The sequence below is a fragment of the Streptomyces anandii JCM 4720 genome (assembly GCF_014650655.1).
Classification (GTDB): Bacteria; Actinomycetota; Actinomycetes; order Streptomycetales; family Streptomycetaceae; genus Streptomyces; species Streptomyces anandii.
In genome coordinates this window covers 90,758-117,071 of sequence record NZ_BMVJ01000017.1, presented here as the reverse complement: position 1 = coordinate 117,071, position 26,314 = coordinate 90,758, and the positions used below count along the sequence as shown (strand labels likewise).

Genomic DNA, 26,314 nt, shown 5'->3' with positions numbered 1-26,314 from the left:
CCCCGCCGGCCGGCTTCCGGCACGGCCGGGGCAGGCTGCGCACCCTCGCCGCCGACGCGGGCGTGCTCCAGGCCTTCAAGTGCTTCGACTCCGGCGGCCGGTTCGTCGACGACCTCTCCCGCGCCACGCGGACCGGCACGGTCTACGGCGTCGACTGGGTCGACGTGCCCGACCGCGACGCGCGCACCACCTCCGTGCGCAAGCAGTTCACCACCGGCCAGGTCACCCGCGCCCGCAAGCTCGAGGGCATGTGGTGGGGCGACGGCGGCGCCTACATCGTCTCCTCCTACGCCCGCGCCGAGAGCCCCGTCCAGCACGACGGCCAGGTCTGGTTCTACGACCCCAGGCGCCGCACCCTCACCCTGAAGGTGCTGCTCGGGGTGAACCCGGACCCGGCCGCGGACGGCGCCTTCGACGGCCCGGACAACATCACCGTCTCGCCCTACGGCGGTCTGGTCATCGCCGAGGACGGCGAGGGGGTGCAGCACCTGTTCGGCGCCACCGACAGCGGCCGCACCTACCCGATCGCCCGCAACGAGCTGAACATCGGCACCGAGGAGGAGCCGGAGTACAGCGAGTTCACCGGCGTCACCTTCTCGCCCGACGGCCGCACCCTGTTCGCCAACATCCAGGAGCCGGGCATCATGCTCGCCATCACCGGCCCCTGGAAGCGCCAGCGGCGGTGACCCGGACCCGGGAAACCCACTGAGACCGGGGGCGCTCCCGCCGTCCCGTCGCCGCACCGGCGAGGGCGCCCCCGCGCGCACGTACCTCCGGGCCGCCCGCGCACGTACCGCCGTCCGCCCGCCGGCTACAGGGCCTGGGCGGCCGGCTTCACCATGTTGCGCACCGTGCGGGCCTTGACGAAGTCGCCCATGGCCGTCATCTCCCACTCGCCGGAGAACTGGCGGATCAGCTTGGCCATCATCACACCGGTCTGCGCCTCGGCGTGGGTGAGGTCGAAGCGGACCAGCTCCTCGTCGGTGGCCGCGTCCACGAGCCGGCAGTAGGCCTTGGCCACCTCGGTGAACTTCTGCCCGGAGAAGGAGTTCACGGTGAAGACCAGGCCGGTGACCTCCTGGGGCAGCCGGCCGAGGTCGACCACGATCACCTCGTCGTCGCCCGCGCCCTCGCCGGTGAGGTTGTCGCCGGAGTGCTTGACCGCGCCGTTCAGGATCGACAGCTTGCCGAAGTAGCAGCTGTCGAGGTGGTTGCGCTGCGGTCCGTAGGCGATGACGGAGGCGTCCAGGTCGATGTCCGCGCCGCGGAACGCCGGCTCCCAGCCGAGGCCCATCCGCACCTGGGACAGCAGCGGGCGGCCACCCTTGACCAGGGAGACCGTCTGGTTCTTCTGGAGGCTCACGCGGCCCTTGTCCAGGTTGATCTTGCCGGTGCCCGGGGCGGGCGCCGACGGAGCCGGGGGAGCGGGCGGGGCGGGCGGAACGGGCGGCGTCACCTGGGGCTGCATGGCGGGCGGCGGAGCCATGGGCTGCGGCGGGGCGCCCGGGTGCGGCGGGGCCGGCGGGGTCACGGGCTGGGGCGCCGCGGCCGGGGCCGGCTCCTCCACCGAGACGCCGAAGTCGGTCGCGATGCCGGCGAGCCCGTTGGCGTACCCCTGGCCGACGGCACGCGCCTTCCACTGGCCGTTGCGCCGGTAGATCTCCACGACCACCAGCGCCGTCTCCGCGCCGAGCCGGGGCGGGGTGAACGTGGCCAGCACCGCTCCGCCGTCCGCGTCGCGCAGGGTGGCCGTGGGCTCGATGCCCTGGAAGGTCTGGCCGGCGGCGTCCGGGCTCGCCGTGACGACGATCTTCTCGATGCCCGGCGGTACGGCGGCCGTGTCCACGGTGATCGCGTCCGGCGCCGTACCGCCGCCCGGGCGGTAGGTGACGCCCGGGCCCGAGGGCTGGTTGTAGAAGATGAAGTCGTCGTCCGAGCGCACCTTGCCGTCGCCCGTGAGCAGCAGGCCCGAGACGTCCAGCCGCACCGGGGCGGCCACGTCCACCGTGACGCGCGCGGCGGACAGAGGGATGTTCGAGCCAGGGGTCATAGCTGTCATGTGGGGGCTAACGAACGAAGGCGCTTTACCGTTCCCTTACCTGCCGAACGGGTGACACGCCGGCGAAACCCCTGGTCCTGGCGGCCCTACGGCACCACCACGATCTTCCGCCCCACCCCCGCCGCGAACTGTTCGAGCGCCTGCGGATAGCGGGCCAGCGGGATCCGGTCGCTGATGAAGACGTCCGGGTCCAGCACCCCGTTCGCGAACAGCTCCGCCGCCCGCTCGAAGCTGTGCAGCACCGCCATCGAGCCGGTGATGGTGATCTCCTGGTTGTAGATCCGGTACGGGTCGATCGTCACCCGCGTCGCGTAGTCGGCCACCCCGAACTGCAGGAACGTGCCCGCCTTCGCCACCCGGTCCAGGCCGTCCTGGATGGCCGCCGCGTTGCCGGTGGCGTCCACCACCACGTCCCAGCCCTGGGGCCGCTCCAGCTCGTCCGCGCTCGCCGCCGACGAGCTCACGCCGAGGCTCCGCGCCGTCTCCAGACGGGCCGGATTGATGTCGACGACGTCCACGCTCGCCGCGCCGGTGCGCTTGGCCAGCTCCAGCATCATCAGGCCCATGGTCCCGGAGCCGTAGATCAGCACGTGCGCGCCGAGCCGGGAGCGCAGCACGTCGTAGCCGCGCACCGCGCAGGACAGCGGCTCGACCAGCGCCGCGTCCTCGGTGCGCACGTGCTCGGGCAGCTTCACGCAGTTGGCCACCGGCGCCACCGCGTACTGCGCGGCGCCCCCGGCCGTGGTCACCCCGATCGCAGCCCACCGCTCGCACATGTTGTTGTGGCCGTCGCGGCAGTAGCGGCACTCGTAGCAGTACAGCGAGGGGTCCACGGCCACCCGGTCGCCGGCCGCTACCTCGGTGACCCGGGCGCCGACGCCGACGACCGTGCCCGCGAACTCGTGGCCCGGCACGATCGGCAGCTTGGGCGCGAACTCGCCCTGGAGGATGTGCAGATCGGTGCCGCACAGACCGCAGGCGGCCACCTCGACCACGACCTCGCGGGGCCCTGGCGTCGGGTCCGGGACCTCGGTGACGACGGCGCGGCCCACGGACTCGATGACGGCGGCCTTCATTTCACGGCTCCCAACGACAGGCCCTGGACCAGTTTGTCCTGGGCGGCGAACCCCGCGGCGAGCACCGGCAGGGAGATGACGAGCGACGCGGCGCACACCTTGGCCAGGAACAGGCCCTGGCTGGTGATGAAGCCGGTCAGGAAGACGGGGGCGGTCTCGGCGACCACGCCGGTGAGCACCCGCGCGAACAGCAGCTCGTTCCAGCTGAAGATGAAGCAGATCAACGCGGTCGCGGCGATGCCCGGCAGGGCGATCGGGGCCACCACTCGGCCGAGGACCGTGGGCAGCCGGGCACCGTCGATCTGCGCCGCCTCGATGATCGCGACCGGCACCTCGGAGAGGAAGGACTGCATCATCCAGACCGCGATCGGCAGGTTCATCGCCGTATAGAGCACGACCAGGGCCCAGATGTTGTCCAGCAGCCCGGCGTTCTTGGCGAAGAGGTAGATCGGCAGCAGGCCCGCCACGGCCGGCAGCATCTTGGTGGACAGGAAGAAGAACAGGACGTCGGTCCACTTCTTCACGGGGCGGACGGACAGCGCGTACGCGGCCGGCAGCGCCAGCAGCAGGGTCAGCACGGTGGAGGCGACCGAGGCCGTGGTGGAGTTGATCAGCGCCGGCCAGGGGCTCGCGCCGCCGTCCAGGCCGAAGAACTCGCGGTAGCTGTCGAAGGTGAGCGAGGCGGTCAGGGACGGCGGGTTGGTCGCCGCGTCCGCCTCCGAGTGGAAGGACGTCAGCGCCATCCAGACGATGGGCAGGACGAACACGATGCCGGCCAGCCAGGCGACCAGACCCAGGCCCGCGCCCTTCCAGCCCGGCCGGCGAAGGCCCCGCAGGGCCGTGGCGTTGCCGCTCATGCGCGGGACACCTCCTCGCGGAACAGGGACGACACCACGCGCAGGGCGAAGGTCGCGATGATGATCGAGCCGATGACGACCAGGACGCCGGCCGCCGAGGCGAGCCCGTTCTCGTGCGCCTGGTAGAAGGTCTGGTAGACGGTGTACGGCAGGTTCGCGGTGCCCAGGCCGCCGGAGGTGATGGTGAACACCGCGTCGAAGTTCTGCACGATGTAGATCGAGCCGAGCAGCACGCCCAGTTCGAGGTAGCGGCGCAGGTGCGGCAGGGTGATGTGGACGAACACCTGCCAGTCGCCGGCGCCGTCCATCCGGGCCGCCTCGATCAGCTCGGGGTCGCGGCTCTGCAGCCCGGCCAGCAGGATCAGCATCATGAACGGCGTCCACTGCCACACCAGCGAAGCCTCCACGGCCGCCAGCGGCATGTCGGAGATCCAGTCCGGCTGGGGCGCGCCGCCTCCCCCGATCCAGTGCAGCAGGCCGTTGAACAGGCCGTACTCGGGGTTGAAAAGCACATGCTTCCACAGCAGGGCGGATGCGACCGGTACCAGCAGGAAGGGCGCGATGAGCATGGTGCGCACCGCCGCCCGGCCGCGGAAGCGGCGGTCGAGCAGCAGCGCGAGCAGCAGCCCGAGCAGCAGGCTGACGAGCACCACGGTGACGGTCAGCAGGATCGTCGTCCACACGGACTTGCGCAGTTCGGGTGTGCTCAGCACCTGCGAGTAGTTGCCGAACCCGGTGAAGTGGCGCTCCTTGGGATACAGCGAGTTCCAGTCGAGGAAGGAGATCACCAGCGTCGCCACGAACGGCAGCTGGGTGACGACGATCATGAAGATCAGGGCGGGCAGCAGCGGGGCGCGCGTGGCCCAGGCACGGAGCCGGCTCGGCGGCCGGGCCGTCCGCGGCTGGACCGCGGCGACCCGGGCGGTGGTGGTGGCGGTCATCACCGGTACTTCTTCGCGACCGTCTCGGCGAGCGACTGGGACTTGCTCAGGGCGCCATCGACGGACTCCCGTCCGGCGATGGCGGAGCTGATCTCCTGGGAGACCTTGGTGCCCAGATCGGTGAACTCGGGGATGCCGACGAACTGGATGCCGGGCGCGGGCCGCGGCTGGACCCCCGGGTTGCCCGGCTGCGCCGAGGCGATGGCGTCCCGGGTCACGTCCGCGAAGGCCGCGGCCTCCTTGCGGTACTCGGGGATGTCGTAGGTCGAAGTGCGCTTGCCCGCCGGGACGTTGGCCCAGCCGTCGGTCTTGCCGACCAGCTGCTCGTAGTCCTTGCCGGATGCCCAGGAGATGAACTTCCAGGCGTCGCCGGCGTGCTTGGAGGCCTTCTGGATGCCCCAGGCCCAGGTGTAGAGCCAGCCGGAGCTCCTGGTCTTCTCCACCGGCGCCGGCACGTAGCCGATCTTGCCCTTGACCGGTGAGCCGGCCGCCTCCAGGGATCCGGCGCCGGAGGTGGCGTCGTACCACATGGCGGTCTTGCCCTGGGTCATGTTGTTCAGGCACTCCGCGAAGCCCGACTGCGCGGCGCCCGACTCCCCGTGCTTGCGTACCAGGTCGACATAGAACTGGGTGGCCTGCTTGAACTCCTTGGAGTCCAGGCGCGGTGTCCAGTCCTTGTCGAACCAGGTGCCGCCGAAGGTGTTGACCACGGTGGTCAGCGGGGCGATGACCTCGCCCCAGCCCGGCAGGCCGCGCAGGCAGATGCCCTTCATGCCGGACTCGGCGCCGTCCGCCTTGGCCGCGAGGTCAGCCACCTGCTGCCAGGTGGGGTGCGCGGGCATGGTGAGCCCCTTCTTCTTGAACACGTCCTTGCGGTACATCAGGAAGGACGACTCCCCGTAGAACGGCTCGCCGTAGAGCTTGCCGTCCGCGGCGGTGAGGGCGGTGCGCATGGGGGCGAGGATGTCCTGCTGGTCGAAGCCCTTGTCGGCGGCGACGTAGGAGTCCAGCGAGTGCAGCCAGTTGTTCTTGGCGTAGATCGGTATCTCGTAGTTGCTGAGGGTGGCGACGTCGTACTGGCCGGCCTGGTTGGCGAAGTCCTGGCTGATCTTGTCCCGGACGTCGTTCTCCGGCAGCACGGTGAAGTTCACCTTGATCCCGGTGTCCTTGGTGAAGTGCGCCGCGGTGAGCTTCTGCAACTCCACCATCTGCGGGTTGTTCACCATCAGGACGTTGATGGAGTGGGCGGAGGATCCGCCCCCGGCGCCGCCGGCCCCCGAGCAGCCGGCGAGAAGGGGGGTGATCAGCGTTCCTGCGGCGGCCACGGCGTACAGCGCGCGGGGCGTTCTCCTGGTCTGGGTTCGCATGGGTTGCTCCTGGGGGTGCGGGGTGCGGGGTGCGGGGTGCGAGAGGTCGCGGACTTATGGGGGGTTGCGGATGTACGGGTATATAAGGGGTGCCGCGGGATGCGCGGAGCCCTGGTGCGGCGGGGCGGGGCCTGGGCCGTCAGACGCGGATGACCTGCGGGCCCTGGAGCGAGTAGCGGTGGGCTTCGGAGGCGGGCAGCAGGGTGCTCGTGACGATCGCCTCGAGGTCGCCGACCCCGGCGAAACGGCAGAAGCTCACCGCCCCGAACTTGGTGTGCACGCCCGCGAAGACCGTGCGGCGGGAGGCGCGCAGGGCCTGGGCCTTGACCTCGCTGACCGCCGGGTCGGGCGTGGTCAGCCCGTGCTCGCGGGAGATGCCGTTGGCTCCGATGTACGCCAGGTCGATGACGAATCCGGCCAGCATCTTGGTGGTCCAGTGGTCAACCGTGGCGAGCGTGCCGGGCCTGACCCGGCCGCCGAGCAGCAGGACGGTGGTGTTCCCCGCCTCCGCCAGCGCGCCCGCGCAGGCGAGGGAGGCGGTGACCACGGTCAGCGGCCGGTCCCGGGGCAGGGCCTCGGCGATGAGCTGCGGGGTGAAGCCCTCGTCGACGAAGACGGTCTCGGCGTCCCCGAGGAGTTCGGCCGCGGCGGCGGCGATCCTGCGCTTCTCGGGCACGTGGCTGGTGGCGCGGAAGGCGAGGGTCGTCTCGAATCCGGCGCTCTCCACGGGATAGGCGCCGCCGTGCGTGCGGCGGACGAGCCCGTGGTCCTCCAGGGCCCGCAGATCCCGGCGTACGGTCTCCTTGGCCACGCCCAGTTCGGCGGCGAGCGTGGTGACGTCGACCGAACCGGTGCGGCGGGCGGCCTGGACGATCTCGCGCTGCCGTTCCTCCGCGGTTCTCGCCGTCATCGCCGTCACCTGCCTTCCGTGCTGTGTTTCCCGGCCGGCCCCGCCTCGCGGCGGCGGCCGGCCCGGCCGTGCCCGTTCGGGCCCGCTGGGGCCTTGGGGGAAGTTCTACAGCGGGCGTGCGGCGGTGACCAGGCCTGTTGCGGGCCCGAGTGTGCCCGATCCTGCCCGTTCGGCTCCAGGGCGGGCCCGTCGCGGACCTGGGGACGCGGTGGCCGGCCGGTGGGATCGGGCAGCCTCCGTGCCCGAACGGCGCGGCGGGCGGGCCCGTTCGGTGCCCGCCCGCTCTTTTCGGTGCCCGGTGTCCGGTCAGTAAGGCCAGATGGGCGGGTCCGTCACGAAGTGGCCGCCCAGCCGGGCGTGCGCCGGGCCGGCGGGATCGAGCTCGCCCTGCTCGGCGATCAGTTTCGCCGCGTACGGCTCGGAGTCGTCCTCCGGTTCGTAGCCGAGCGCCCGCGCGCTGCTCAGGTCCCACCACAGACGGGTGTTGGCGGAGGAGCCGTACACGACGGTGTGGCCGACGTGCTCGGCGGTCAGGGCCGCGTGGAAGAGGCGGGCGCCGTCCCCGGGGCTCATCCAGAGCGACAGCATGCGCACGCTGGTCGGCTCGGGGAAGCAGGACCCGATGCGCACGGAGACGGTCTCGATGCCGTGCTTGTCCCAGTAGAGCTGGGCCAGGTCCTCGCCGAAGGACTTGGACAGTCCGTAGAAGGTGTCGGGGCGGCGCGGGGTGTCGACGGGGATCAGCGGGTCGCCGTCCTCGGGGCGGGGGGTGTAGCCGACCGCGTGGTTGGAGGAGGCGAACACGATCCGGCCGACGCCCTCCTCGCGCGCCGCCTCGTACAGGTGGTACGTGCCCTCGATGTTGGCCTTGAGGATCTTCTCGAACGGGGCTTCCAGGGAGATGCCCGCGAGGTGGACGATCGCGTCGACGCCCCTGACGGCCTCGCGCAGGGCGGCCCGGTCGGCGAGGTCGGCGGTGATCGCGTCCGGCTCGCCCTCGACGGGCCGCATGTCGAGGAGGCGCAGCGCGTAGCCGTACCCGGGCAGCAGGCCCCGCATCAGGGTGCCGAGCCCGCCGGCGGCGCCGGTGAGCAGAACGGTGCGGGGAGCGGGCATCCTCGGATCTCCTTGTGTCGACGGCGCGCTGAAGGCCGCGAGACCGCATGCGTGGACGGCATCGGACCGCGTGTGTGGACAGTATTCACATGCGTGGACAAGCTATGAAGGGTGGCCGCGCGCCGTCAAGGCCCCTTCGAGTGTCTCCCGGAGTCGCGCAATCCGCCTGCCCCTTGCCCGTTTGCGCGCTTGACCGGCCGTGCGGGGCCGTCTTAGCGTGGGTCTGTTCATGAATATGGACATCGATCAGAAACATGAGCGACCTGTCCCTAGGGAGAGCCCGTGCCGTCAGCACCCCTCGCCGAACGCCTCAGCATCCCCAGCGGGCCGCTGTTCTTCCCCGTCACCGCCTTCGGCCCCGACGGCTCGCCCGACCTCGGCGTCTACCGCGAGCATGTGCGCCGCGGGGTCGAGGCCGGCGCGGCGGCCGTGTTCGCCTGCTGCGGCACCGGGGAGTTCCACGCGCTCACCCCGGAGGAGTTCCAGGACTGCGTCCGCGCGGCCGTCGAGGAGACCGCCGGCCGCGTACCCGTCGTCGCGGGCGCCGGCTACGGCACCGCGCTCGCCGTGCGGTACGCCCGCCTGGCGCGGGAGGCGGGTGCGGACGGGCTGCTCGCCATGCCGCCCTACCTGGTCGTCGCCGGACAGGACGGGCTGCTGCGCCACTACCGCGAACTGGCCGCCGCCACCGACCTGCCCGTCGTCGTCTACCAGCGCGACAACGCCGTCTTCGAGCCCCGCACCGTGGCCGAACTCGCCCGCACGGACGGCATCATCGGCTTCAAGGACGGCGTCGGCGACCTCGACCTCATGCAGCGGATCGTCAGCGCGGTGCGCACCGAGGTCCCCGGCGGGTTCCTGTACTTCAACGGCCTGCCCACCGCCGAGCAGACCCAGCTCGCCTACCGCGGCATCGGCATCACCCTCTACTCCTCCGCCGTCTTCTGCTTCGCGCCCGAGATCGCCCTCGCCTTCCACCGGGCGCTGCGCGACGGCGACGACACCATCGCCGCCCGGCTCCTGGACGGCTTCTACCGGCCCTTCGTGGAACTGCGTGCCCAGGGGCGGGGGTACGCCGTCTCCCTGGTCAAGGCGGGGGTACGGCTGCGCGGCCTGGACGTGGGCGAGGTGCGGCCGCCGCTGGAGGAGCCGGCCGAGGAGCACGTCAAACAGCTCGCCCAGCTGATCGAGCGCGGGTACGCGCTGACCGAGGAGGCGGGTGACCCGGCGTGAGGGCCTCCGCGTTCGTCTACCCCTGGGACGTGGACGGCGACCCCGCCGCACCGGACCGGATCGCCGCCCTCGGCGTCCGGCAGGTCACGCTCGCCTCCGCCTACCACTCCACCCGCGCGCTGACCCCCCGCCACCCGCGCCACCGGATCGTCACCGCCGAGCACGCCGCCGTGCTCTACCCGCCCGGCGACGGCTGGGCGGGCCGCGCCCTGCGGCCGTACCCGGCCGGCGACTGGGCGCCCGGTGACGCCTACGGCCGGGCCGCCGACGCGCTCGCCGGGGCCGGCCTGGAGGTGCACAGCTGGGTCGTGCTCGCGCACAACTCCCGCCTGGGTGCCGAGCATCCGGACACCTCCGTCGTCAACGCCTACGGCGACCGCTACCCCTGGGCGCCCTGCGTCGCGCGGCCCGCCACGCGCGCGTACCTGACCCGCCTCGCCGCCGAGGCGGCCGTGCGGCCCGGCGCGCGCGGCACCGAACTGGAGTCGCTCGGCTGGTACGGGCTCGCCCATCTGCACGCCCACGACAAGACCGCCGGGGTGGGCCTCGGCGACGCCGGGCAGTACCTGATGTCCCTGTGCTTCTGCCCGGACTGCGGTGCGGGGTACGCCGGACTCGGTCTCGATCCCGAGGAACTGGCCGGTGCGGTGCGCGCCGCCCTGGAGCCGTTGTGGCACGGGGCGGCCCCGTCCGAGGGCGGCTGGGCCGGGGTGGCGAAGCTGCTCGGCGAGGGGAGCGCGGCCCTCACCCGCGCCTGGCGCGACGACACCGCGCGCAGCCTCCAGGAGACGGCGGTGGCGGCCGTGCGGGCGGCGGCCCCCGAGGGTTTCCAGGTACTGCTGCACGCCGATCCGGTGTCGTACCACTGCGGCGCCAACGCCGGAGTGGACCCCGCGCACATCCTCTCCGTCGCGGACGGCGTGGTCGTGCCCTGCACGGGCGGCGCCGGACAGCTGACCCCGTTCGCCGAACACGCGCGGGCCGGGTCGGTGCTGGCCGCCAACTTCACCATCGTGTCGGGCATGGGCGGCCGGCCCTCCGCCCTCGCCCAGGACGCCCGCCGCGCCCGGCATCTCGGCGCGGCCGAACTCCGCCTGTATCACGCGGGCTTGGCGTCGGACGACGACTTGGCAGCGGTCCGCTCGGCTCTCGCCGAGCTCTGAGAGGGCTCGCCGCCGGTCTCGTCCGTGCCGGCCGGCGGGGTCGTGCCCGGTACGGGCGGCGCCGGGGGTGCCGCCCGGGCAGTGGCGGCGAACTGCGGCTGGCCGGGCAGTGGCGGGCGAACTGCGGCTGTCTCATGCGGGCTTGGCGTCGGACGACGGATCGGTGGCGGTCGGCTCCGCACTCGTGGGGCTCCGGCGCAGTGCCGCCGCCGTCGCCAGCAGCCCCGCGCCCACCAGGACCAGCGGTACCCGGTGGCCGGCGGCCGCCACCAGCCCGGCACCCAACGCCAGTCCGGCGACGTTCGGCACGAAGACCAGGGTGTCGGCGGTGGCTGCCACCCGTCCGAGCAGTTCGGGCGGGGTCTCGCGCTGGACGGCGGTGAACACCGCGATCAGCACGCAGGGCAGCCCCGCCCCGATCGCCGCCGAGCAGCCGAGGGCCACCGCGTCGGACGGCACCGCCCGCAGGGCCACCGCGATCCCGGTCAGGGCGATCCCGTACGCCGCGAAGCGGGGTCCGCCGAGGCGCCGCAGAGCGGTCCCCGAGAGAAGCCCGGTCACGACCGAGCCGGCCCCCTGGACCGCGTACAGCAGCCCCGCGTAGGCGGGGGCGTGCCCGAGGCCGTCCACGACCGCCCAGATCAGCGCGCCGTTCACGCCCGCGCACAGCATCGTGGCGCCCCCGGCCGTCACCAGCGCCCGCAGGCCCCCGTGCTCCCGCAGGCTCCGCACACCCGCGCGGGTGCGCTCACGCCAGGAACCGGGCAGCGGCGCCGGTCGGTCCTCGCGCACCCGCAGCAGCGCGTAGAGTCCGGCGGCGACCGCGAACGTGCCCGCGTCCAGCAGGGCCACGCACGGCCCGCCGTACGCCGCGTACAGACCCGCCCCCGCGAGCGGCGCCAGCAGTTTCATGCCCTCGGCGGCGCTGGTGCGCAGCCCGTTGAAGTCGCCGAGCAGCGCGGGATCGACGGCGGTGGCGACCAGGGCCGACTTCGCCGCGTCATGCACGACGCCGACCGCGCCGTAGGCGAACAGGACCGCGTAGATCACCCACAGCCGGGCGGGGGAGTGGACGGTGAGGAGGGTGAGCAGGAGGGCCGCGAGCAGAAGGTTCGCACCGATCAGCAGCGGCCTGCGGCGCACCCGGTCGGCGAGCGTGCCGAGCAGCGGGCCGGCCGGGGCGGGCGCCCACAGGGCGAGCAGGCACAGCGCCGCGAGGCCGTCCGAGCCGGTGAGGTCCCTGACCCACACGCCCGACGCCAGCCACAGCGCGGACGTGCCGAACCCGGAGACCACCACGGCCGCCAGGCACAGCCCCGCCTCCCGGTCGCGCACCACCCGCGCCGGAGCCCATTGCCCGGCCGGCTCCTTCGCCCGTCCCGTCGTCGATCGCGTCCTCGTCATGCCTGCCGATCGTGGCCCTAAGGCCCCACCGCGCGGATCGGGCAGGTGCCGTAGCGCGGACCCCGGCCCGGCGGACATCCGTCGGAACCTGTCACCAGTCCCGCTGGGACCGGCGCGGGCGGCGGCCTGGCGTCGGCCGCATGCTGCGCTACGTCATGCCGGTCGTCATCGGCGCCCTCTACGTCCTCGTCCTGTCCCTCCCGCGCGAACCGCACCGCCGCCGCATCGACGCGATCATGGTGGCGGGCGCGGGCGCCGCCTACCTCAGGGGCGGGGGGCTCGGCGGCTGGGAGTTCGCCGGGGGCCCGTCGATGAGTTTCCGGCGGAGCGGGGGTCTGTCCTTCGTACGGAACGCGAGGACTCGAGGAGCAGACCATGAGTGACACCGTCTTCGATCTCGGGCCGCAGGCCCGTGCCGTGGCGCGCCTGGCCGAGAAGGTGCGCGACGACCAGCTCACCGCGCGGACGCCGTGCCCCGACCTCGCGGTGCGCAACCTGCTCGGGCACCTGCTGGGACTGTCGGTCGCCTTCCGCGACGCCGCCCGCAAGGACCTGGGCGCCACCACCGACACCGGCCCGGACACCGCCCTCCCCGGCATCGGGCCCGGCTGGCGCGAGGAGCTGCCCAAGGTGCTGGACGACCTCGCCGACGCATGGCGCGATCCCGCCGCCTGGACCGGCATGACCCGGGCCGGGGGCGTCGACCTGCCGGGCGCGGTCGCCGGCGCGGTGGCGGCGGACGAGCTGGTGATCCACGGCTGGGACCTGGCGCGGGCCACCGGCCAGGAGTACGCGCCGGACCCGGTCGCGCTCGAGGCGTCGTACGGCTTCCTCCAGGCGGCCCCCGACGACCTGCGGCGGGGCGACGGCCCCTTCGGACCCGCCGTGGCCGTCCCCGGCGACGCCCCGCTGCTGGACCGTACGGTCGGGCTCAGCGGCCGGGATCCGGGCTGGAAGCCGTGAACCGGCCAGGACCGGCCGAACGGGCGGAAAGGGGAGCAGGCGGGACGCGCTGACCGTACGCTCCCCACCATGCCCCTGAGCCTCACCGTCCTCGGCACCGCCTCCCCGCACCCGGGCCCCGACCGCCCCTGCTCCGGCTACCTGCTGCGCGGGGGCGGCGCCGAGGTGTGGGTGGACGCCGGGCCCGGCACCTTCGCGGAGTTGCAGCGGCACACCGACCCGGCGCGGCTCACGGCGATCTGGATCTCCCACGTCCACGCGGACCACACCGCCGACCTCCTGGCGGCCGTCCACGCCTTCGCCTTCGGCGGCATGACCCCGCCGGCGCCCGTCCCCGTCTACGCGCCCGCCGACCTGCCCCGGCGCCTCGCGGGCTTCTTCGGCCGCCCCGACGCCGGCTTCCTGCGCGGCATCCTGGACTTCCGGCCCCTGCACGACGGGCACGAGGTGCGCCACTGGAACCTGCGCCTGTCGGCCCGCGCCGTCTTCCACGACGTCGAGGCCTACGGGCTGCGCGCCGAGTGCCAGGGCAGCGTGCTGGCCTACTCCGGCGACAGCGGCCCCTGCGACGCGCTCGCCGAACTCGCCCGCCGCGCCGACGTGTTCCTGTGCGAGGCCGACCTCGGCACCCGTCGCGAAGGCGAACACCAGGTCCATCTCACGCCCGAGGACGCGGGCGCCTGCGGCAAGGGCGCGCGCGAACTCCTCCTCACCCACATCGGGCCCGCCCTCACCCGCGAGTCGGCCGCCGAGCGCGCCGCCGCGGTCTTCGGCGACCGCGTGGCCGCCGCACGCGAGGGCGACGTCCTCACCTTCTGACGGATCACCGGTTCGCTGTCCGTCCGCCCCTCCTGTCGAAGGCGTTGACGAAACCGCTTACCGCCCCTACCTTCGTCGCGTCGTACTTCATACGTCATATATGAGACGCGATACGCGAGATCGCCGCACGCGACACCGGGAGGCGCGCATGACCTCTGTGCCCATGCCGATCCCCTCCCGCACGCAGGTCGTGCTGGAAGGGATCAAACACCGCATCCTCACCGGAGGGCTGACGCCCGGTCAGGCCCTGGTCGAGACCGAACTCGCCGCGCTGTTCGGGGTCTCCAAGACCCCGGTGCGCGAGGCCCTCAAGACCCTGGCCGGGACCGGACTGGTGGTGATGAGCCAGTACAAGGGCGTGACGGTGCGCGAAGTGGACGCCGAGATGGCGCGCGAGGTCTACGACGTACGGCTGCTGCTCGAACCGGAGGCCCTCCGGCGCTCGGTGCGGCACCGCGCCCCCCTCGACGCCGCCCGCGACGCGCTCGAGCGCGCCGACGAGGCCGCCGACACCGCCGAACGCTCCCTCGCCAACCGCGAGTTCCACCGCGCCCTGTACCTGCCCTGCGGCAACCCGCTGCTCGGGCGGATGCTCGACGCGGTCCGCGACCAGGCCGCACTGGTCTCCACGGTCGCCTGGTCCGCCCACCCCTCCTGGGAGCGCGAGGCCGCCGAGCACCGCGAGATCCTGCGGCTCGCCGCGGAGGGAGACGCCGACGGCGCGGCCCGCGCCCTGCACGCCCACATCGCGTCCTTCGTGCGCCGGGCCTTCCCCGAGGCCCCCGGACTCCCCGGAAAGGAAGGGCAGGAATGACCGGCGTGACGTTCGAGACCCAGCGGGCGGCCCTGGCCGACGTGGTGGCGATCCCGGTGACCCCGTTCGGCGAGGACGGCGGCGTCGACCGGGAGACCCACCGGGCCCTGCTGCGCCGGCTGCTCGACGGCGGCGTCACCACCCTCACCCCCAACGGCAACACCGGCGAGTTCTACGCCCTCACCCCCGAGGAGCGGCGGCTGGTCACCGAGCTGACCGTCGAGGAGGCCGGCGACCGGGCGAGCGTACTGGCCGGCGTCGGCCACGACCTGGCCACCGCGGTCGCCTCCGCCCGGCACGCGCGCGACCTGGGCGCCACGATGGTCATGGTCCACCAGCCCGTCCACCCCTACGTCTCCCAGGGCGGCTGGGTCGACTACCACCGCGCCATCGCCGAGGCCGTGCCCGCCCTCGGCGTCGTGCCCTACATCCGCAACGCGCGGCTGCCCGGCGCCCGCCTCGCCGAACTCGCCGAGGCCTGCCCCAACGTGATCGGCGTCAAGTACGCCGTCCCCGACGCGGCCCGCTTCGCCGCCTTCGCCCGGGACGCGGGCCTGGAGCGCTTCGTCTGGGTGGCCGGCCTCGCCGAGCCCTACGCGCCCTCCTACTTCTCCGCCGGCGCCACCGGCTTCACCTCCGGGCTGGTCAACGTCGCCCCGTCCGTCTCCCGCAACATGATCGAGGCGCTGCGGGCGGGGGACTACCCGGCCGCGATGAAGGTGTGGGAGCAGATCCGCCGCTTCGAGGAACTGCGCGCCGCCAACGGCTCCGCCGACAACGTCACCGTGGTCAAGGAGGCCCTCGCCTCGCTCGGCCTGTGCCGCCGGGACGTACGCCCGCCGAGCAAGCCGCTCCCGCCGGGCGAGCGCGCCGAGGTCGCCGCCATCGCCGCGGGGTGGTCGACATGAGCGCCCCCGTCGCCCGCAGGCGCCCCGAGGACCTGCGCAGCCACCAGTGGTACGGCACCGACGGCCTGCGCTCCTTCAGCCACCGCGCCCGCACCCGCCAGCTCGGCTATCTGCCCGAGGAGCACCTGGGCAAGCCGGTCGTCGCGATCCTCAACACCTGGTCGGACATCAACCCCTGCCACGTGCACCTGCGCGAGCGCGCCCAGGCGGTCAAGCGCGGGGTGTGGCAGGCGGGCGGCTTCCCGCTGGAGTTCCCCGTCGCCACGCTCAGCGAGACCTTCCAGAAGCCGACCCCGATGCTGTATCGCAACATGCTCGCCATGGAGACCGAGGAGCTGCTGCGCTCCTACCCGGTCGACGGGGCGGTCCTGATGGGCGGCTGCGACAAGTCCACGCCCGCGCTGCTCATGGGCGCGGCCAGCGTCGGCCTGCCCGCCGTGTTCGTGCCCGCCGGGCCGATGCTGCCCGGCCACTGGCGGGGCGAGGTGCTGGGCTCCGGCACCGACATGTGGAAGTACTGGGACGACCGGCGGGCCGGACTCATCGGCGACTGCGAGATCACCGAGCTGGAGAGCGGCCTGGCCCGCTCGCCCGGCCACTGCATGACCATGGGCACCGCCTCCACCCTGACCGCCGCGGCCGAGGCGCTCGGCGTCACCGTCCCCGGCGCCTCCAGCATCCCGGCCGTGGACTCCGCGCACGAGCGGATGGCGGCGAAGGCCGGGACGGCGGCCGTCGAACTGGTCCACCGGGACCGGAGGCTGTCGGGCATCCTCACCCGCGAGGCCTTCGAGGACGCGGTCACCACCGTCCTCGGCCTCGGCGGCTCCACCAACGCCGTGATCCACCTGATCGCCATGGCGGGCCGCGCCGGTGTACGGCTCACCCTCGACGACTTCGACCGGATCGCCCGCACGGTCCCGGTCCTCGCCAACGTCCGCCCCGGCGGCCGGAAGTACCTCATGGAGGACTTCCACTTCGCCGGCGGCCTGCCCGGCTTCCTCTCCCGCATCCCCGACCTGCTCCACCTGGACCGCCCGACCGTCGCGCACGACACCCTGCGCGAGCAGATCGCGGGCGCCCGCGTGCACGACGACGACGTGATCCGCCCGCGCCACAACCCGGTCGCGGCCGAGGGAGGGGTCGCCGTGCTGCGCGGCAACCTGTGCCCGGACGGCGCCGTCATCAAGCACATCGCCGCCGAGCCGCACCTGCTCCAGCACACCGGACCGGCCGTCGTCTTCGACGACTACCGGACCATGCAGCGCACCATCGACGACCCCGCGCTCGGCATCACCGCCGACAGTGTTCTCGTGCTGCGCAACGCCGGACCCAAGGGCGGCCCGGGCATGCCCGAGTACGGCATGCTGCCCATCCCGGACCACCTGCTCAAGCAGGGCGTGCGCGACATGGTGCGGATCTCCGACGCCCGTATGAGCGGCACCAGTTACGGCGCGTGCGTGCTGCACGTGGCGCCCGAGTCGTACGTCGGCGGGCCGCTCGCGCTGGTGCGCACCGGCGACCCGATCACCCTCGACGTGCCGGCGCGCACCCTCCGGCTCGACGTGGCCGACGAGGAACTGGCGCGGCGCCGGGCCGAGTGGACCCCGCCGCCCGTGCGCTACGAGCGCGGCTACGGCGCGCTCTACGCCGACCAGATCACCCAGGCAGACACCGGCTGCGACTTCGAGTTCCTGGCCCGGCCCGGCAACGTCCCCGACCCGTACGCGGGCTGACCCCCGGGCCGTCCCGGGGGCCGGCCCACCCTCACGTGTAGGTAGCAAGCGCTTGCCGCATAGCCCGCACCCGCCCCACGGCGACCGGAGAACAGTCATGGCCCGAGCCGCAGCCGTGGCGAAACCGTCCGCGCCACCGAGGCGGCGCCGTGCCTCCGCCACGCCCCGCAGGCTCCCGTGCCTGCTGATCGCGCCCGCCGCCCTGCTCATGCCGGGCTTCATCGCCCACCCGGTGCTCAGCGTCTTCTGCTACGGCCCGCGCGACTACAACCCGACCAAGCCGTGGCGCAACGGCTGGGCAGCCCTGGACAACTTCGTCCAGGCGTTCACCAAGGACCCCCAGTTCTGGGACGCCCTGACCTTCAGTGCCAGAAGGGTGGTCGTCGAGGTCGGGATCGGCGACCAGAGAGGCCCACCTGGGCGACTGGGCACCGTGGAGGGCCCGCGGACCCGCGGGACGGTGAGGGGGCGCTCAGTTCAGGGACCACTTCGGTCTGCGGGCTCTTGATCCGCTGTCCGGGTGGGTTGTGTATCGATCGGGTAACTCCCCTCGCGCAGGGGTGTGTGATGCGCGTAGACAGTGCGTGACCTGGTGCATCAAACACCCCATCAGACGCGGAGATTCCATGCGGAAGTCCCTCAGGGCGGCGGCTCTCGTCGCCAGTTGTGCCGTCGCCGGCGGCGCGCTCTACGGCGCCGGCGCGGCCGGTGCCGGACAGTCGACGGCCAACTCCACCCGCGAGCCGTACAACATCGGGCTCCTGGTGAAGGACATCGACACCTACTACGGCACCGCGCTCGACGCGAACGGCGTCTACCAGGCGTCCCCGGACAGCCCGTACGCCAAGGACCTGGCGCGCGTCGACGCCGACGCCAAGCGGTACATCGACAAGGCCGCCCGCAAGGCGCACCACCGGGGCGAGAAGCCGGCCGTCGTCTTCGACATCGACGACACCCTGCTGCTCAGCCTCGACTACGAGAAGCGCTACAACTACACCTACAACTCGGCCAGCTGGGCCGCCTACGTCAACCGCGCCGACCGGCCGGAGGTCTTCGGCAGCCCCGAGCTCGTGCGGTACGCCGCGAGCAAGGGCGTCGAGGTGTTCTACAACTCGGGCCTGAGCGAGGCCCAGCGCACCGCCGCCGTGGACAACCTCAAGAAGGTCGGCGCCGACGTCAACCTCGACGCCGCCCACATGTTCCTCAAGGACGCGGCCAACCCGCCGTCCTACCTGGCCGACTGCGCCACCCCGGGCGCCTGGAAGTGCACCACCGTCCAGTACAAGTCCGGCACCCGCAAGCACATCGAGGACCTCGGGTACGACATCGTCGCCAACTTCGGCGACCAGTACTCCGACCTCGACGGCGGCTACGCCGACCGGACGTACAAGCTGCCCAACCCGACGTACTTCGTCAGCTAGCGCGCGCCGTCCGCACGCCTTCGCGAACGCCCCCGCCCGGCCTCACGTCCGGACGGGGGCGTTCGCAGCCGATGCCGAGGGACACCGATGCCGAGTGACGCCGATTCCGTAACACGGGCTCAACCTGAAACCGGTCCGCCGGGGGAACAATCCAGCCAGCATCCGCGCACCGATCACTCAGGCACCCCGAGGAGTCCAGGCATGTCGGACACGCAGAAGGCGGTCGGCCGGCCAAGTGCCGCGCCGCAGGCGGCAGGCGGCGTCGACCGCTGGTTCAGAATCACCGAACGCGGCTCCACCCTCGGCCGGGAGATACGCGGCGGTCTCGCCACGTTCTTCACCATGGCCTACATCCTTGTCCTGAACCCGATCATCCTGGGCAGCGCCAAGGACAAGTTCGGCCACCAGCTGGACACCGGCCAACTGGTCACCGCCACCGCCCTGGTGGCCTGCGTCATGACGGTCATCATGGGCGTCGGCGGCAATCTGCCGCTCGCCATCGCCGCCGGTCTCGGCCTCAACGCCGTCGTCGCCTTCCAGATCGCCCCGCTGATGAGCTGGGCGGACGCGATGGGCCTGGTGGTGATCGAGGGCGTCCTGATCTGTGTGCTGGTGCTCACCGGGCTGCGCGAGGCGATCATGAACGCCATCCCGCAGCAGCTCAAGCAGGCCATCGGCGTCGGCATCGGCCTGTTCATCGCCTTCATCGGCTTCGTCGACGCCGGCTTCGTCAGCCGCATCCCGGACGCGGCGAACACCACCGTGCCCGTGCAGCTCGGCGCCGTGGGCCGGCTGACCGGCTGGCCCGTCCTGGTCTTCTGCCTCGGGGTGCTGCTGACCGTCGCGCTGCTGGCGCGGAAGGTGAAGGGCGCGATCCTGATCAGCATCGTCACGATGACGGTCGTCGCGATCGCCGTCAACGCCGTGGCCGACGTGAAGAGCTGGGGCCTGACCACGCCCAAGGTGCCCGACAAGGTCGTGGCCGCACCGGACTTCGGGCTGGTGGGTCACTTCAGCCTGTTCGGCGGCTTCGGCGAGGCCGGCGCGCTCACCGTGGTCCTGCTGGTCTTCACCCTCATCCTGTCGGACTTCTTCGACGCCATGGGCACCATCGTCGGCATCAGCGCCGAGGCCGGACTGCTCGACGAGCAGGGCCAGGTGCCCGGCATCGGGCGGGTGCTGTTCATCGACGGCGCCGCCGCGATCGCGGGCGGCGTCGGCTCCGCCTCCTCCAACACCGCCTACATCGAGTCCGCCGCCGGGGTCGGCGAGGGCGCCCGCACCGGCTTCGCCAACCTGGTCACCGGCGGTCTGTTCGGTCTGGCGCTGTTCCTCACCCCGCTGCTGACCATCGTCCCGCTGCAGGCGGCCGCGCCCGCGCTGATCGCGGTCGGCTTCCTGATGATGACCCACGTCAAGCACATCGACTGGGACCGCTACGAGATCGCCGTCCCGGCCTTCCTCACCATCGCCGCGATGCCGTTCACGTACTCCATCACCGACGGCATCGGGGCCGGATTCCTGTCGTACGTCGTCATCAAGACGGTGCTCGGCAAGGCCCGCGAGGTCAACTGGCTGCTGTGGGGCGTCTCGGCGCTGTTCCTCGTGTACTTCGCGATCGACCCGGTGGAGCAGGTGCTCGGCGTGAAGTGACCCGCCCGACCCGCCCGACCCGCCCGCCCACCGGGATCCCGGGTCAGTTCTTGAGCGCGGCCCGCATCACCGCCTTGGCCACCGGCGCGGCCAGACCGTTGCCGCTGACCTCCGAGCGGGCCGCGTCGGACTGCTCCACGACCACCGCGACCGCGACCTGCCTGCCGGTCGAATCGGACGTGCCGTAGGAGGTGAACCAGGCGTACGGCACCTGGCTGTTGTTCTCGCCGTGCTGGGCGGTGCCCGTCTTGCCGCCCACGGTCACCCCGGACAGCCGGGCGTTGGTGCCGGTGCCCTGTTCGACGACGGTCCGCATCGCCGACCGCAGCTGGGTGGCGGTCGAGGAGCTGACGATCCGCTTGCTGCCGGGGTGGTCGTCGAAGTTCTCCAGCACGTCGCCGTCGCCGTCGGTGGTCCGCGACACCATGTGCGGCCGGACCAGCTCGCCGCCGTGGGCGATGGCCGCCGACACCATCGCCATCTGCAGCGGAGTGGCGGTGACGTCGAACTGCCCGATGCCGGTCAGCGCGGTCTGCGCCTTGTCCATGTCCTTGGGGTAGACGCTCGTGTACGCCCGTACGGGCACGTCCTGCGAGCGGTCGTCGAAGCCGAACCGCTCCGCCATCGCCCGCACCTTGTCCTGGCCGAGGTCCACGGCCATCTTGGCGAAGACGTTGTTGCAGGAGTACTGCAGGGCGGTGCGGATCGTGGCGTTCTCGCAGGGCGCGCTCGGGTTTTCGTTGGACAGCTCACGAGTGGTGCCCGGGAGGTGGTACGGGTCCGGGCTGTCGGTCCTCACGTCCACCGACGAGTACAGCCCGTCCTCCAGCGCGGCCGCTGCCACGACCAGCTTGAACGTCGAGCCGGGCGGCAGCGGCTGGCGCAGCGCGCGGTTGGTCATCGGTTTGTCGGGGTCGTCGGTCAGCCGCTTCCAGGCGCTGCGGTCGCCGGTGCTGAGCACGCCCGGGTCGTAGGAGGGCGTGGAGACGACCGCGAGGATCCTGCCGGTGGCCGGGTCGATGGCGACGGCCGCGCCCTTCTTGCCGCCGAGCGCGTCGTACGCCGCCTTCTGGACGTCCGGGTCGATCGTGGTGATCACGTCGCCCGGGGCGGCGCGCTTGCCGGTGATGGTGTCGAGCGGGTTCTTCAGCCGGCTGTCGGTGCCGTCGAGGAGGTCCTGGTAGACGCCCTCCAGCTGGGTCGCCCCGTACACCTGGGAGCTGTAGCCCGTCACCGCGGCGTACAGCTCGCCCTTCTTGTACGTGCGCTTGTACTTGAGGTCGCCGCCGGTGGTCTGCGCGGATCCGGTGACCGCGCTGCCGCCCACGACGATGTTCCCCAGCGGCTGCGAGTACGTCTCGATGGCCTTGCGCCGGTTGTCCTTGTCGTCCGCGAGGGCCCTGCCGTCGTAGAACTGCACCCAGGTCGCCCTGACCAGCAGAGCGAACACGAGCAGCAGCGCGAAGACGGATGCCCGCCTGATCGTCTTGTTCATCCCGCACGGAAGGACGAACACGGGACAGGGAACCGTTCCCTTCCGCCCCGGTTTCTCATCGGACGTTCATGCGAGGGCGGGGGCGTCCCGGCCGCGTGTCCCGGTCGCGCGGTCTCAGTCGCGCAGGGTAAGGACCACCTCGTCGATCTCCTCACCGCGGGCCTGGGCGAACCCCCGGGCCGTGGCGGCCCGCCGGAAGCCGCACTTGCCCAGCACCCGCAGCGAGCCCGTGTTGTCCGCGGCCGCGCGGGCGTACAGCGGGCGCTCGGGGACCTCGGCCAGCAGCGCGGCGAGCGCGGCCGTGGCGATGCCCCGGCCCCAGTGGGCGCGGTCCACCCAGTAGGTGACCTCGCGCTCGCCCGGCTCGCCGTACACCGCGGCGCTGCCGACCACGTCCCCGTCCGCGAGGATCGTGCGCAGGACGTCGGAGGAGTCGCGGATCTTTCGCCAGTGCGCGTCGAAGGCGTCGCGGTCGGCCGGGTCCTTCGGGGTGAAGGCCGCCATCCGCAGCGACTCCGGGTCGTTCATCTGCCGGAAGAACACCGGCAGATCGCTGTCGTGTACCTCGCGGAGCACGACGTCCATGTCTCACAGCCTCCGGGTGGCGAGCGTCAGGCGGTCACGGGCGTCGAAGAGAGCGTCCTTGACCATCTGCTCGTGTGCCGGGGTCAGACGGGCCACCGGGATCGAGCAGCTGATCGCGTCCCGCGCCGGGGTGCGGTACGGGATCGCCACGCCGAAGCAGCGCAGGCCCAGGGTGTTCTCCTCGCGGTCCACCGCGTACCCCTGGTCGCGGATCTGGTGCAGCTCCTCGATCAGCTTCTCGCGGTCGGTGATGGTGTGCTCGGTCAGCGCGGGCAGCGTCTCCGGGAGCATCTTGCGGACCTGCTCGTCGGAGTACGTGCTCAGCAGCGCCTTGCCGAGGGAGGTGGAGTGGGCGGGCAGGCGGCGGCCGACGCGGGTGAAGGGGCGCAGGTAGTGCTGCGACTGCCGGGTGGCGAGGTAGACGACGTTGGTGCCGTCCAGGCGCGCGAGGTGGATCGTCTCGGTGGTGTCGTCGGAGAGGCGGTCCAGGGTCGGCCGGGCCGCCGCGACGACCTCGTCGCCGTCGATGTAGGAGGTCCCCACCAGCAGCGCGCGCACGCCGATGCCGTACCGGGTGCCGGTCGCGTCGGTCTCCACCCAGCCGAGCTCGACCAGGGTGCGCAGCAGCATGTAGAGGCTGGACTTGGGATAGCCGACGGCCTCCTGGACCGCGGCCAGGGAGTGCATACCGGGCCGGCCGGCGAAGTACTCGAGCAATTCCACGGTCCGCACCGCGGACTTGACCTGCGCCCCGCCGCCTGTCTCGCCTGCCGACATCGCCCTTGACCCCTTCGTTGGACGAGAACTTCGGAGATATAGTCTCGGACATCATATTCATCATCAGAGACAGCGTTCAGTATATCGAACACCGCTGAGATGACGTACGTACTGCGGCAAAGACATGTGGAGGGACCCGCGGTGGCAGCAGCACCAGTCTGGAGTGTCGATCCCCGTACCGGGAAGCAGCGGGAACAGGTTGCGGTGGAGGCCACAGCCCAGGAGGTCGACGCCGCCGTCCGGGCCGCGCACGCGGCACGCGGCGCGCTCGCCGACCGCGCCGTGCGGGCGGCCTTCCTGCGCACCGCCGCGGACCGTCTCGAGGCGGCCCGGGACCCGCTCGTCGAGGCCGCCGACGCCGAGACCGCGCTCGGTCCCGTCCGGCTCACCGGGGAGCTCGCCCGGACCTGCTACCAGCTGCGGGCCTTCGCGGACATCGTCGACGAGGGCGCCTTCCTCGACGTGATCATCGACCACCCCGACGACACCGCCACCCCGCCGGTCCCGGACCTGCGCCGCTTCAAGGTGCCGCTCGGCGTCGTCGCCGTGTACTCCGCCTCCAACTTCCCCTTCGCCTTCTCCGTGGCCGGCGGCGACACCGCGAGCGCGCTCGGCGCGGGCTGCCCGGTCGTCGTCAAGGCGCACCCGGACCACCCGGCGCTGTCCGAACTGGTCGCGCGGGTGCTGCGGGACGCCGCCGCCGAGCACGGCATGCCCGCGGGCGTCGTCGGCCTGGTGCACGGCTTCGAGGCGGGCCTCGAACTCATCAGGCACCCGCTGGTCGCCGCGGCCGGCTTCACCGGATCGGTGCGCGGCGGGCGGGCGCTGTTCGACGCGGCGGCCGCTCGGCCGGCGCCGATCCCCTTCCACGGCGAACTGGGCTCGCTCAACCCGGTCCTGGTGACCGAGGCGGCCGCGGCCGAGCGGGCGGAGGCCATCGGTGCCGGGCTCGCCGGGTCGATGACCCTGGGCGTCGGACAGTTCTGCGTCAAGCCGGGCCTGGTGCTGGCGCCGGCGGGCGCGGCGGGCGACCGGCTGGTCAAGTCCCTGACGGACGCGGTCGGCGACACCGGCCCCGGCGTGCTGCTCGACCACCGGATGCGGGACAACTTCGTCGCCGGTGTCGCCGAGCGCGCCGCACTCGAGGACGTCGAGTCGCCGGTCGCCCCGGGCGCGGGCGGCGAGCACACGGTGAGCGCGGGCTTCCTGACGGTGCCCGCGCACCGGCTGGCCGCCGAGGGCGCCCACGACCTGCTCCTGGAGGAGTGCTTCGGACCGGTGACCGTGGTCGCGCGCTACGAGGACGAGAGCGAGGCGACCGCCGTGCTGTCCCGGCTGCCGGGCAACCTCAGCGCGACCGTGCACCTGTCCGAAGGGGAGGCGGCCGGCGAGGGGCGCGGCGCGGAACTGCTCGCCGAGCTGACCCCGCTCGCCGGGCGCGTGCTCGTCAACGCCTGGCCGACCGGCGTGGCGGTCGCCCCCGCCCAGCACCACGGCGGCCCCTACCCGGCCACCACCTCCACGTCCACGTCGGTGGGCGGCACGGCGATCGAGCGCTGGATGCGCCCGGTCGCCTACCAGAACACCCCCGAGGCCCTCCTCCCGCCCGAGCTGCGCGACGACAACCCCCTCGGGCTGCCCCGCCGGTTCAACGGCCGTCTGGAACGCTGAAGCCCCGGCCACCGGGGCGGGCGTGGCGGCTGGGAGACTGCGGGGCATGGACGTGGAGCTGCCCGAACTTCCCTTCGCCCTTCGCACCTACGGCCCGGACGGGCACTGGGAGCACGAGGACGGCATGCTGTCCGGATGGGCCGGTCCCCGGCAGGACCGGTTCGTCCCGCCCGCCGGCGAGGCGCTGGACCCGGCTTCCGACGCGCCCCGCCTGCTCGGGGCGCCGGAGGGCGACTTCCAGCTGATCGCCCGGGTGACGGTCGGCTTCAACGCCTCCTTCGACGCCGGCGCGCTCTACGTCCACGTCGGCGAGCGGGCGTGGGCCAAGCTCTGCCTGGAGTACTCCCCGGACGTGCCCACCGTCTGCACGGTGGTCACCCGGGGCCACTCCGACGACGCCAACTCCTTCACCGTGGAAGGCAGTTCCGTGTGGCTGCGGGTGAGCCGCACCGGGCGCGCCCTCGCCTTCCACGCCTCCCGCGACGGCAGGCAGTGGACCTTCGTCCGCCTGTTCACGCTCGGCGGCGAGAAGGAGACGGGGGCGGCCCTGGTCGGCTTCATGGCCCAGTCCCCCCTGGGCGAGGGCTGCGTGGTCACCTACGACCACATCGAGTACCGCCCCACCTGGCCGGCCGACCTCCGCGACGGCGGCTGAGGAACCGCGGCGGCGGCGCCCGCGTCCTGGCGTGCATGATCAGCGACCCCGACAGCCATCAGGATCACCTGGACCACCTGGATCACCGCGACCGTAAGGACCAGCCGGAGCACCAGGACCGTCCGGCCCGTCCGGCCCGTCCGGCGCCCCGTGCCCCGGTGATCCGCACCGCGCTGCCCGCCGAGGCGGAGACCATCGCGGAGCTGCACTTCCGGGCCCGTTCGACGTACTACCCGGACGGCGTCCCGCAGGACGGCCTCGACTGGCGCGCGGCCTGGCGGGCCTCCATCGAGCGGGCCGACGCCCATGTGCTGTGCGCGGTGGAGCGGGGCCGGATCGCGGGCGTCGCCTCCTTCCGCGTCCCGGACGGCGCGGCCTCGGCCGACACGGTCAAGCTGTTCCAGTTCCACGTCGAGCCCGCCCACTGGCGCCTCGGCATCGGCACGGCACTGCACCGGGCCTGCGTGGAGCAGTGGCGGGCCGACCGCAGGCGCGCGGCCGTGCTGGAGGTGCACGCGGACAACGCCCGCGCCCAGGCCTTCTACGCCCGCCGGGGCTGGGTTCCCGACCCGGAGCACCCGCCCGCCGAGGGCGACCACCACCTGTACCTGCGGTACACCCTGGCCCGGGAATGAGGCGGGCTGTTTGAAGGTTCACGCAATGGGCGGGGAGCGCCTCCGCCCGAGCCGGT

At 72.7% G+C, this 26,314-nt stretch carries 25 protein-coding genes and 1 pseudogene; 15 read left to right on the top strand and 11 right to left on the bottom strand.

Annotation, left to right across the window (positions count from 1 at the left end; genetic code table 11):
• Positions 1–686 (top strand): alkaline phosphatase PhoX (locus tag IE249_RS38545; RefSeq protein ID WP_229859322.1); only part of this gene is annotated, 686 nt, incomplete at its 5' end.
• 125 nt (positions 687–811) lie between these two features.
• Here the strand turns inward: IE249_RS38545 and IE249_RS26520 are convergent.
• The 7 genes from IE249_RS26520 to IE249_RS26490 all read right to left on the bottom strand — a co-directional run bounded on the left by IE249_RS26520 (position 812) and on the right by IE249_RS26490 (position 8,326).
• Positions 812–2,050, bottom strand: coding sequence for a TerD family protein (locus IE249_RS26520; protein WP_189708641.1), 1,239 nt, complete (start codon positions 2,048–2,050; stop codon positions 812–814).
• 95 nt (positions 2,051–2,145) lie between these two features.
• Positions 2,146–3,135, bottom strand: coding sequence for a zinc-dependent alcohol dehydrogenase family protein (locus IE249_RS26515; RefSeq protein ID WP_189708639.1), 990 nt, complete (start codon positions 3,133–3,135; stop codon positions 2,146–2,148).
• Positions 3,132–3,992: a carbohydrate ABC transporter permease gene (locus IE249_RS26510; protein ID WP_189708637.1), complete on the bottom strand. Its 861-nt coding sequence runs from the start codon at positions 3,990–3,992 to the stop codon at positions 3,132–3,134. The genes IE249_RS26515 and IE249_RS26510 overlap by 4 nt, the downstream gene beginning before the upstream one ends.
• Entirely contained in the window at positions 3,989–4,933 is a 945-nt protein-coding gene (locus IE249_RS26505; protein WP_189708635.1) for a carbohydrate ABC transporter permease, read from the bottom strand. The genes IE249_RS26510 and IE249_RS26505 overlap by 4 nt, the downstream gene beginning before the upstream one ends.
• Positions 4,933–6,300 carry an ABC transporter substrate-binding protein gene (locus IE249_RS26500; protein WP_189708633.1) on the bottom strand — a complete coding sequence of 456 codons (1,368 nt, stop codon included), beginning with the start codon at positions 6,298–6,300 and terminating at the stop codon, positions 4,933–4,935. The genes IE249_RS26505 and IE249_RS26500 overlap by 1 nt, the downstream gene beginning before the upstream one ends.
• Before the next feature lie 139 nt (positions 6,301–6,439).
• Complete coding sequence (locus tag IE249_RS26495) at positions 6,440–7,210, bottom strand: DeoR/GlpR family DNA-binding transcription regulator (RefSeq protein WP_189708631.1); 771 nt, start codon at positions 7,208–7,210, stop codon at positions 6,440–6,442.
• Positions 7,211–7,516: 306 nt separating this feature from the next.
• The gene (locus IE249_RS26490; protein ID WP_189708629.1) at positions 7,517–8,326 is read right to left on the bottom strand and encodes an NAD-dependent epimerase/dehydratase family protein; all 810 of its coding nucleotides are present in this window, start codon (positions 8,324–8,326) and stop codon (positions 7,517–7,519) included.
• Positions 8,327–8,608: 282 nt separating this feature from the next.
• On the opposite strand from IE249_RS26490, the gene IE249_RS26485 reads away from it, so the two are divergent.
• Positions 8,609–9,559 carry a 5-dehydro-4-deoxyglucarate dehydratase gene (locus tag IE249_RS26485; RefSeq protein WP_189708627.1) on the top strand — a complete coding sequence of 317 codons (951 nt, stop codon included), beginning with the start codon at positions 8,609–8,611 and terminating at the stop codon, positions 9,557–9,559.
• Positions 9,556–10,722, top strand: a complete 1,167-nt coding sequence (locus IE249_RS26480; RefSeq protein WP_189708625.1) for a hypothetical protein — start codon at positions 9,556–9,558, stop codon at positions 10,720–10,722. The genes IE249_RS26485 and IE249_RS26480 overlap by 4 nt, the downstream gene beginning before the upstream one ends.
• Before the next feature lie 132 nt (positions 10,723–10,854).
• On the opposite strand, the gene IE249_RS26475 is transcribed toward IE249_RS26480, so the two are convergent.
• A complete protein-coding gene (locus IE249_RS26475; protein WP_189708623.1) occupies positions 10,855–12,126 on the bottom strand; it encodes an MFS transporter in 1,272 nt (423 codons plus the stop codon).
• Positions 12,127–12,266: 140 nt separating this feature from the next.
• Between IE249_RS26475 and IE249_RS40125 the strand changes: the two genes are divergently transcribed.
• The 9 genes and pseudogenes from IE249_RS40125 to IE249_RS26430 all read left to right on the top strand — a co-directional run bounded on the left by IE249_RS40125 (position 12,267) and on the right by IE249_RS26430 (position 20,440).
• Positions 12,267–12,509, top strand: coding sequence for a DUF6010 family protein (locus IE249_RS40125; protein ID WP_189708716.1), 243 nt, complete (start codon positions 12,267–12,269; stop codon positions 12,507–12,509).
• Positions 12,502–13,089, top strand: coding sequence for a TIGR03086 family metal-binding protein (locus IE249_RS26465; protein ID WP_189708621.1), 588 nt, complete (start codon positions 12,502–12,504; stop codon positions 13,087–13,089). Before IE249_RS40125 ends, IE249_RS26465 begins: the two co-directional genes overlap by 8 nt.
• Positions 13,090–13,158: 69 nt before the next feature.
• Positions 13,159–13,908, top strand: coding sequence for an MBL fold metallo-hydrolase (locus tag IE249_RS26460; RefSeq protein ID WP_189708619.1), 750 nt, complete (start codon positions 13,159–13,161; stop codon positions 13,906–13,908).
• Positions 13,909–14,056: 148 nt separating this feature from the next.
• Entirely contained in the window at positions 14,057–14,722 is a 666-nt protein-coding gene (locus IE249_RS26455; RefSeq protein ID WP_189708617.1) for a GntR family transcriptional regulator, read from the top strand.
• Entirely contained in the window at positions 14,719–15,630 is a 912-nt protein-coding gene (locus IE249_RS26450; protein WP_189708615.1) for a dihydrodipicolinate synthase family protein, read from the top strand. The genes IE249_RS26455 and IE249_RS26450 overlap by 4 nt, the downstream gene beginning before the upstream one ends.
• A complete protein-coding gene (gene araD / locus IE249_RS26445) occupies positions 15,627–17,366 on the top strand; it encodes an L-arabinonate dehydratase (protein WP_189708613.1) in 1,740 nt (579 codons plus the stop codon). Before IE249_RS26450 ends, araD begins: the two co-directional genes overlap by 4 nt.
• Positions 17,367–17,463: 97 nt before the next feature.
• Positions 17,464–17,763: pseudogene (locus IE249_RS26440) on the top strand (carbohydrate ABC transporter permease); the annotation flags it as partial.
• Between the two features lie 229 nt (positions 17,764–17,992).
• On the top strand, positions 17,993–18,787 hold the full coding sequence (locus IE249_RS26435) for an HAD family acid phosphatase (RefSeq protein WP_189708612.1): 795 nt from the start codon (positions 17,993–17,995) through the stop codon (positions 18,785–18,787).
• A 201-nt stretch (positions 18,788–18,988) separates the two neighbouring features.
• Positions 18,989–20,440: an NCS2 family permease gene (locus IE249_RS26430; protein ID WP_189708610.1), complete on the top strand. Its 1,452-nt coding sequence runs from the start codon at positions 18,989–18,991 to the stop codon at positions 20,438–20,440.
• Between the two features lie 43 nt (positions 20,441–20,483).
• On the opposite strand, the gene IE249_RS26425 is transcribed toward IE249_RS26430, so the two are convergent.
• The 3 genes from IE249_RS26425 to IE249_RS26415 all read right to left on the bottom strand — a co-directional run bounded on the left by IE249_RS26425 (position 20,484) and on the right by IE249_RS26415 (position 23,297).
• Positions 20,484–21,935, bottom strand: a complete 1,452-nt coding sequence (locus IE249_RS26425; protein WP_189708708.1) for a peptidoglycan D,D-transpeptidase FtsI family protein — start codon at positions 21,933–21,935, stop codon at positions 20,484–20,486.
• A 114-nt stretch (positions 21,936–22,049) separates the two neighbouring features.
• Complete coding sequence (locus tag IE249_RS26420) at positions 22,050–22,520, bottom strand: GNAT family N-acetyltransferase (RefSeq protein WP_189708608.1); 471 nt, start codon at positions 22,518–22,520, stop codon at positions 22,050–22,052.
• Between the two features lie 3 nt (positions 22,521–22,523).
• Positions 22,524–23,297, bottom strand: coding sequence for an IclR family transcriptional regulator (locus IE249_RS26415; protein ID WP_189708606.1), 774 nt, complete (start codon positions 23,295–23,297; stop codon positions 22,524–22,526).
• Positions 23,298–23,438: 141 nt separating this feature from the next.
• Between IE249_RS26415 and IE249_RS26410 the strand changes: the two genes are divergently transcribed.
• The 3 genes from IE249_RS26410 (at position 23,439) to IE249_RS26400 (ending at position 26,258) form a co-directional block, all read left to right on the top strand.
• A complete protein-coding gene (locus IE249_RS26410; protein WP_268249723.1) occupies positions 23,439–24,968 on the top strand; it encodes an aldehyde dehydrogenase (NADP(+)) in 1,530 nt (509 codons plus the stop codon).
• A gap of 46 nt (positions 24,969–25,014) precedes the next feature.
• Entirely contained in the window at positions 25,015–25,623 is a 609-nt protein-coding gene (locus tag IE249_RS26405) for a DUF1349 domain-containing protein (RefSeq protein ID WP_189708602.1), read from the top strand.
• A 158-nt stretch (positions 25,624–25,781) separates the two neighbouring features.
• Positions 25,782–26,258, top strand: coding sequence for a GNAT family N-acetyltransferase (locus IE249_RS26400; protein WP_229859332.1), 477 nt, complete (start codon positions 25,782–25,784; stop codon positions 26,256–26,258).
• The last annotated feature ends 56 nt before the right edge of the window (positions 26,259–26,314 follow it).

Bases quoted from the DNA above. Each gene is read 5' to 3' on its own strand.
- IE249_RS26420 (WP_189708608.1), bottom strand. From the start codon at position 22,520: ATGGACGTCGTGCTCCGCGAGGTACACGACAGCGATCTGCCGGTGTTC.
- IE249_RS26435 (WP_189708612.1), top strand. From the start codon at position 17,993: ATGCGGAAGTCCCTCAGGGCGGCGGCTCTCGTCGCCAGTTGTGCCGTC.
- IE249_RS26490 (WP_189708629.1), bottom strand. From the start codon at position 8,326: ATGCCCGCTCCCCGCACCGTTCTGCTCACCGGCGCCGCCGGCGGGCTC.
- IE249_RS26510 (WP_189708637.1), bottom strand. From the start codon at position 3,992: ATGAGCGGCAACGCCACGGCCCTGCGGGGCCTTCGCCGGCCGGGCTGG.
- IE249_RS26430 (WP_189708610.1), top strand. From the start codon at position 18,989: ATGTCGGACACGCAGAAGGCGGTCGGCCGGCCAAGTGCCGCGCCGCAG.
- IE249_RS26455 (WP_189708617.1), top strand. From the start codon at position 14,057: ATGACCTCTGTGCCCATGCCGATCCCCTCCCGCACGCAGGTCGTGCTG.
- IE249_RS26500 (WP_189708633.1), bottom strand. From the start codon at position 6,300: ATGCGAACCCAGACCAGGAGAACGCCCCGCGCGCTGTACGCCGTGGCC.
- IE249_RS26425 (WP_189708708.1), bottom strand. From the start codon at position 21,935: ATGAACAAGACGATCAGGCGGGCATCCGTCTTCGCGCTGCTGCTCGTG.
- IE249_RS26405 (WP_189708602.1), top strand. From the start codon at position 25,015: ATGGACGTGGAGCTGCCCGAACTTCCCTTCGCCCTTCGCACCTACGGC.
- IE249_RS26520 (WP_189708641.1), bottom strand. From the start codon at position 2,050: ATGACCCCTGGCTCGAACATCCCTCTGTCCGCCGCGCGCGTCACGGTG.
- IE249_RS40125 (WP_189708716.1), top strand. From the start codon at position 12,267: ATGCTGCGCTACGTCATGCCGGTCGTCATCGGCGCCCTCTACGTCCTC.
- IE249_RS26450 (WP_189708615.1), top strand. From the start codon at position 14,719: ATGACCGGCGTGACGTTCGAGACCCAGCGGGCGGCCCTGGCCGACGTG.
- IE249_RS26415 (WP_189708606.1), bottom strand. From the start codon at position 23,297: ATGTCGGCAGGCGAGACAGGCGGCGGGGCGCAGGTCAAGTCCGCGGTG.
- IE249_RS26460 (WP_189708619.1), top strand. From the start codon at position 13,159: ATGCCCCTGAGCCTCACCGTCCTCGGCACCGCCTCCCCGCACCCGGGC.
- IE249_RS26475 (WP_189708623.1), bottom strand. From the start codon at position 12,126: ATGACGAGGACGCGATCGACGACGGGACGGGCGAAGGAGCCGGCCGGG.
- IE249_RS26515 (WP_189708639.1), bottom strand. From the start codon at position 3,135: ATGAAGGCCGCCGTCATCGAGTCCGTGGGCCGCGCCGTCGTCACCGAG.
- IE249_RS26505 (WP_189708635.1), bottom strand. From the start codon at position 4,933: ATGACCGCCACCACCACCGCCCGGGTCGCCGCGGTCCAGCCGCGGACG.
- araD (WP_189708613.1), top strand. From the start codon at position 15,627: ATGAGCGCCCCCGTCGCCCGCAGGCGCCCCGAGGACCTGCGCAGCCAC.
- IE249_RS26465 (WP_189708621.1), top strand. From the start codon at position 12,502: ATGAGTGACACCGTCTTCGATCTCGGGCCGCAGGCCCGTGCCGTGGCG.
- IE249_RS26495 (WP_189708631.1), bottom strand. From the start codon at position 7,210: ATGACGGCGAGAACCGCGGAGGAACGGCAGCGCGAGATCGTCCAGGCC.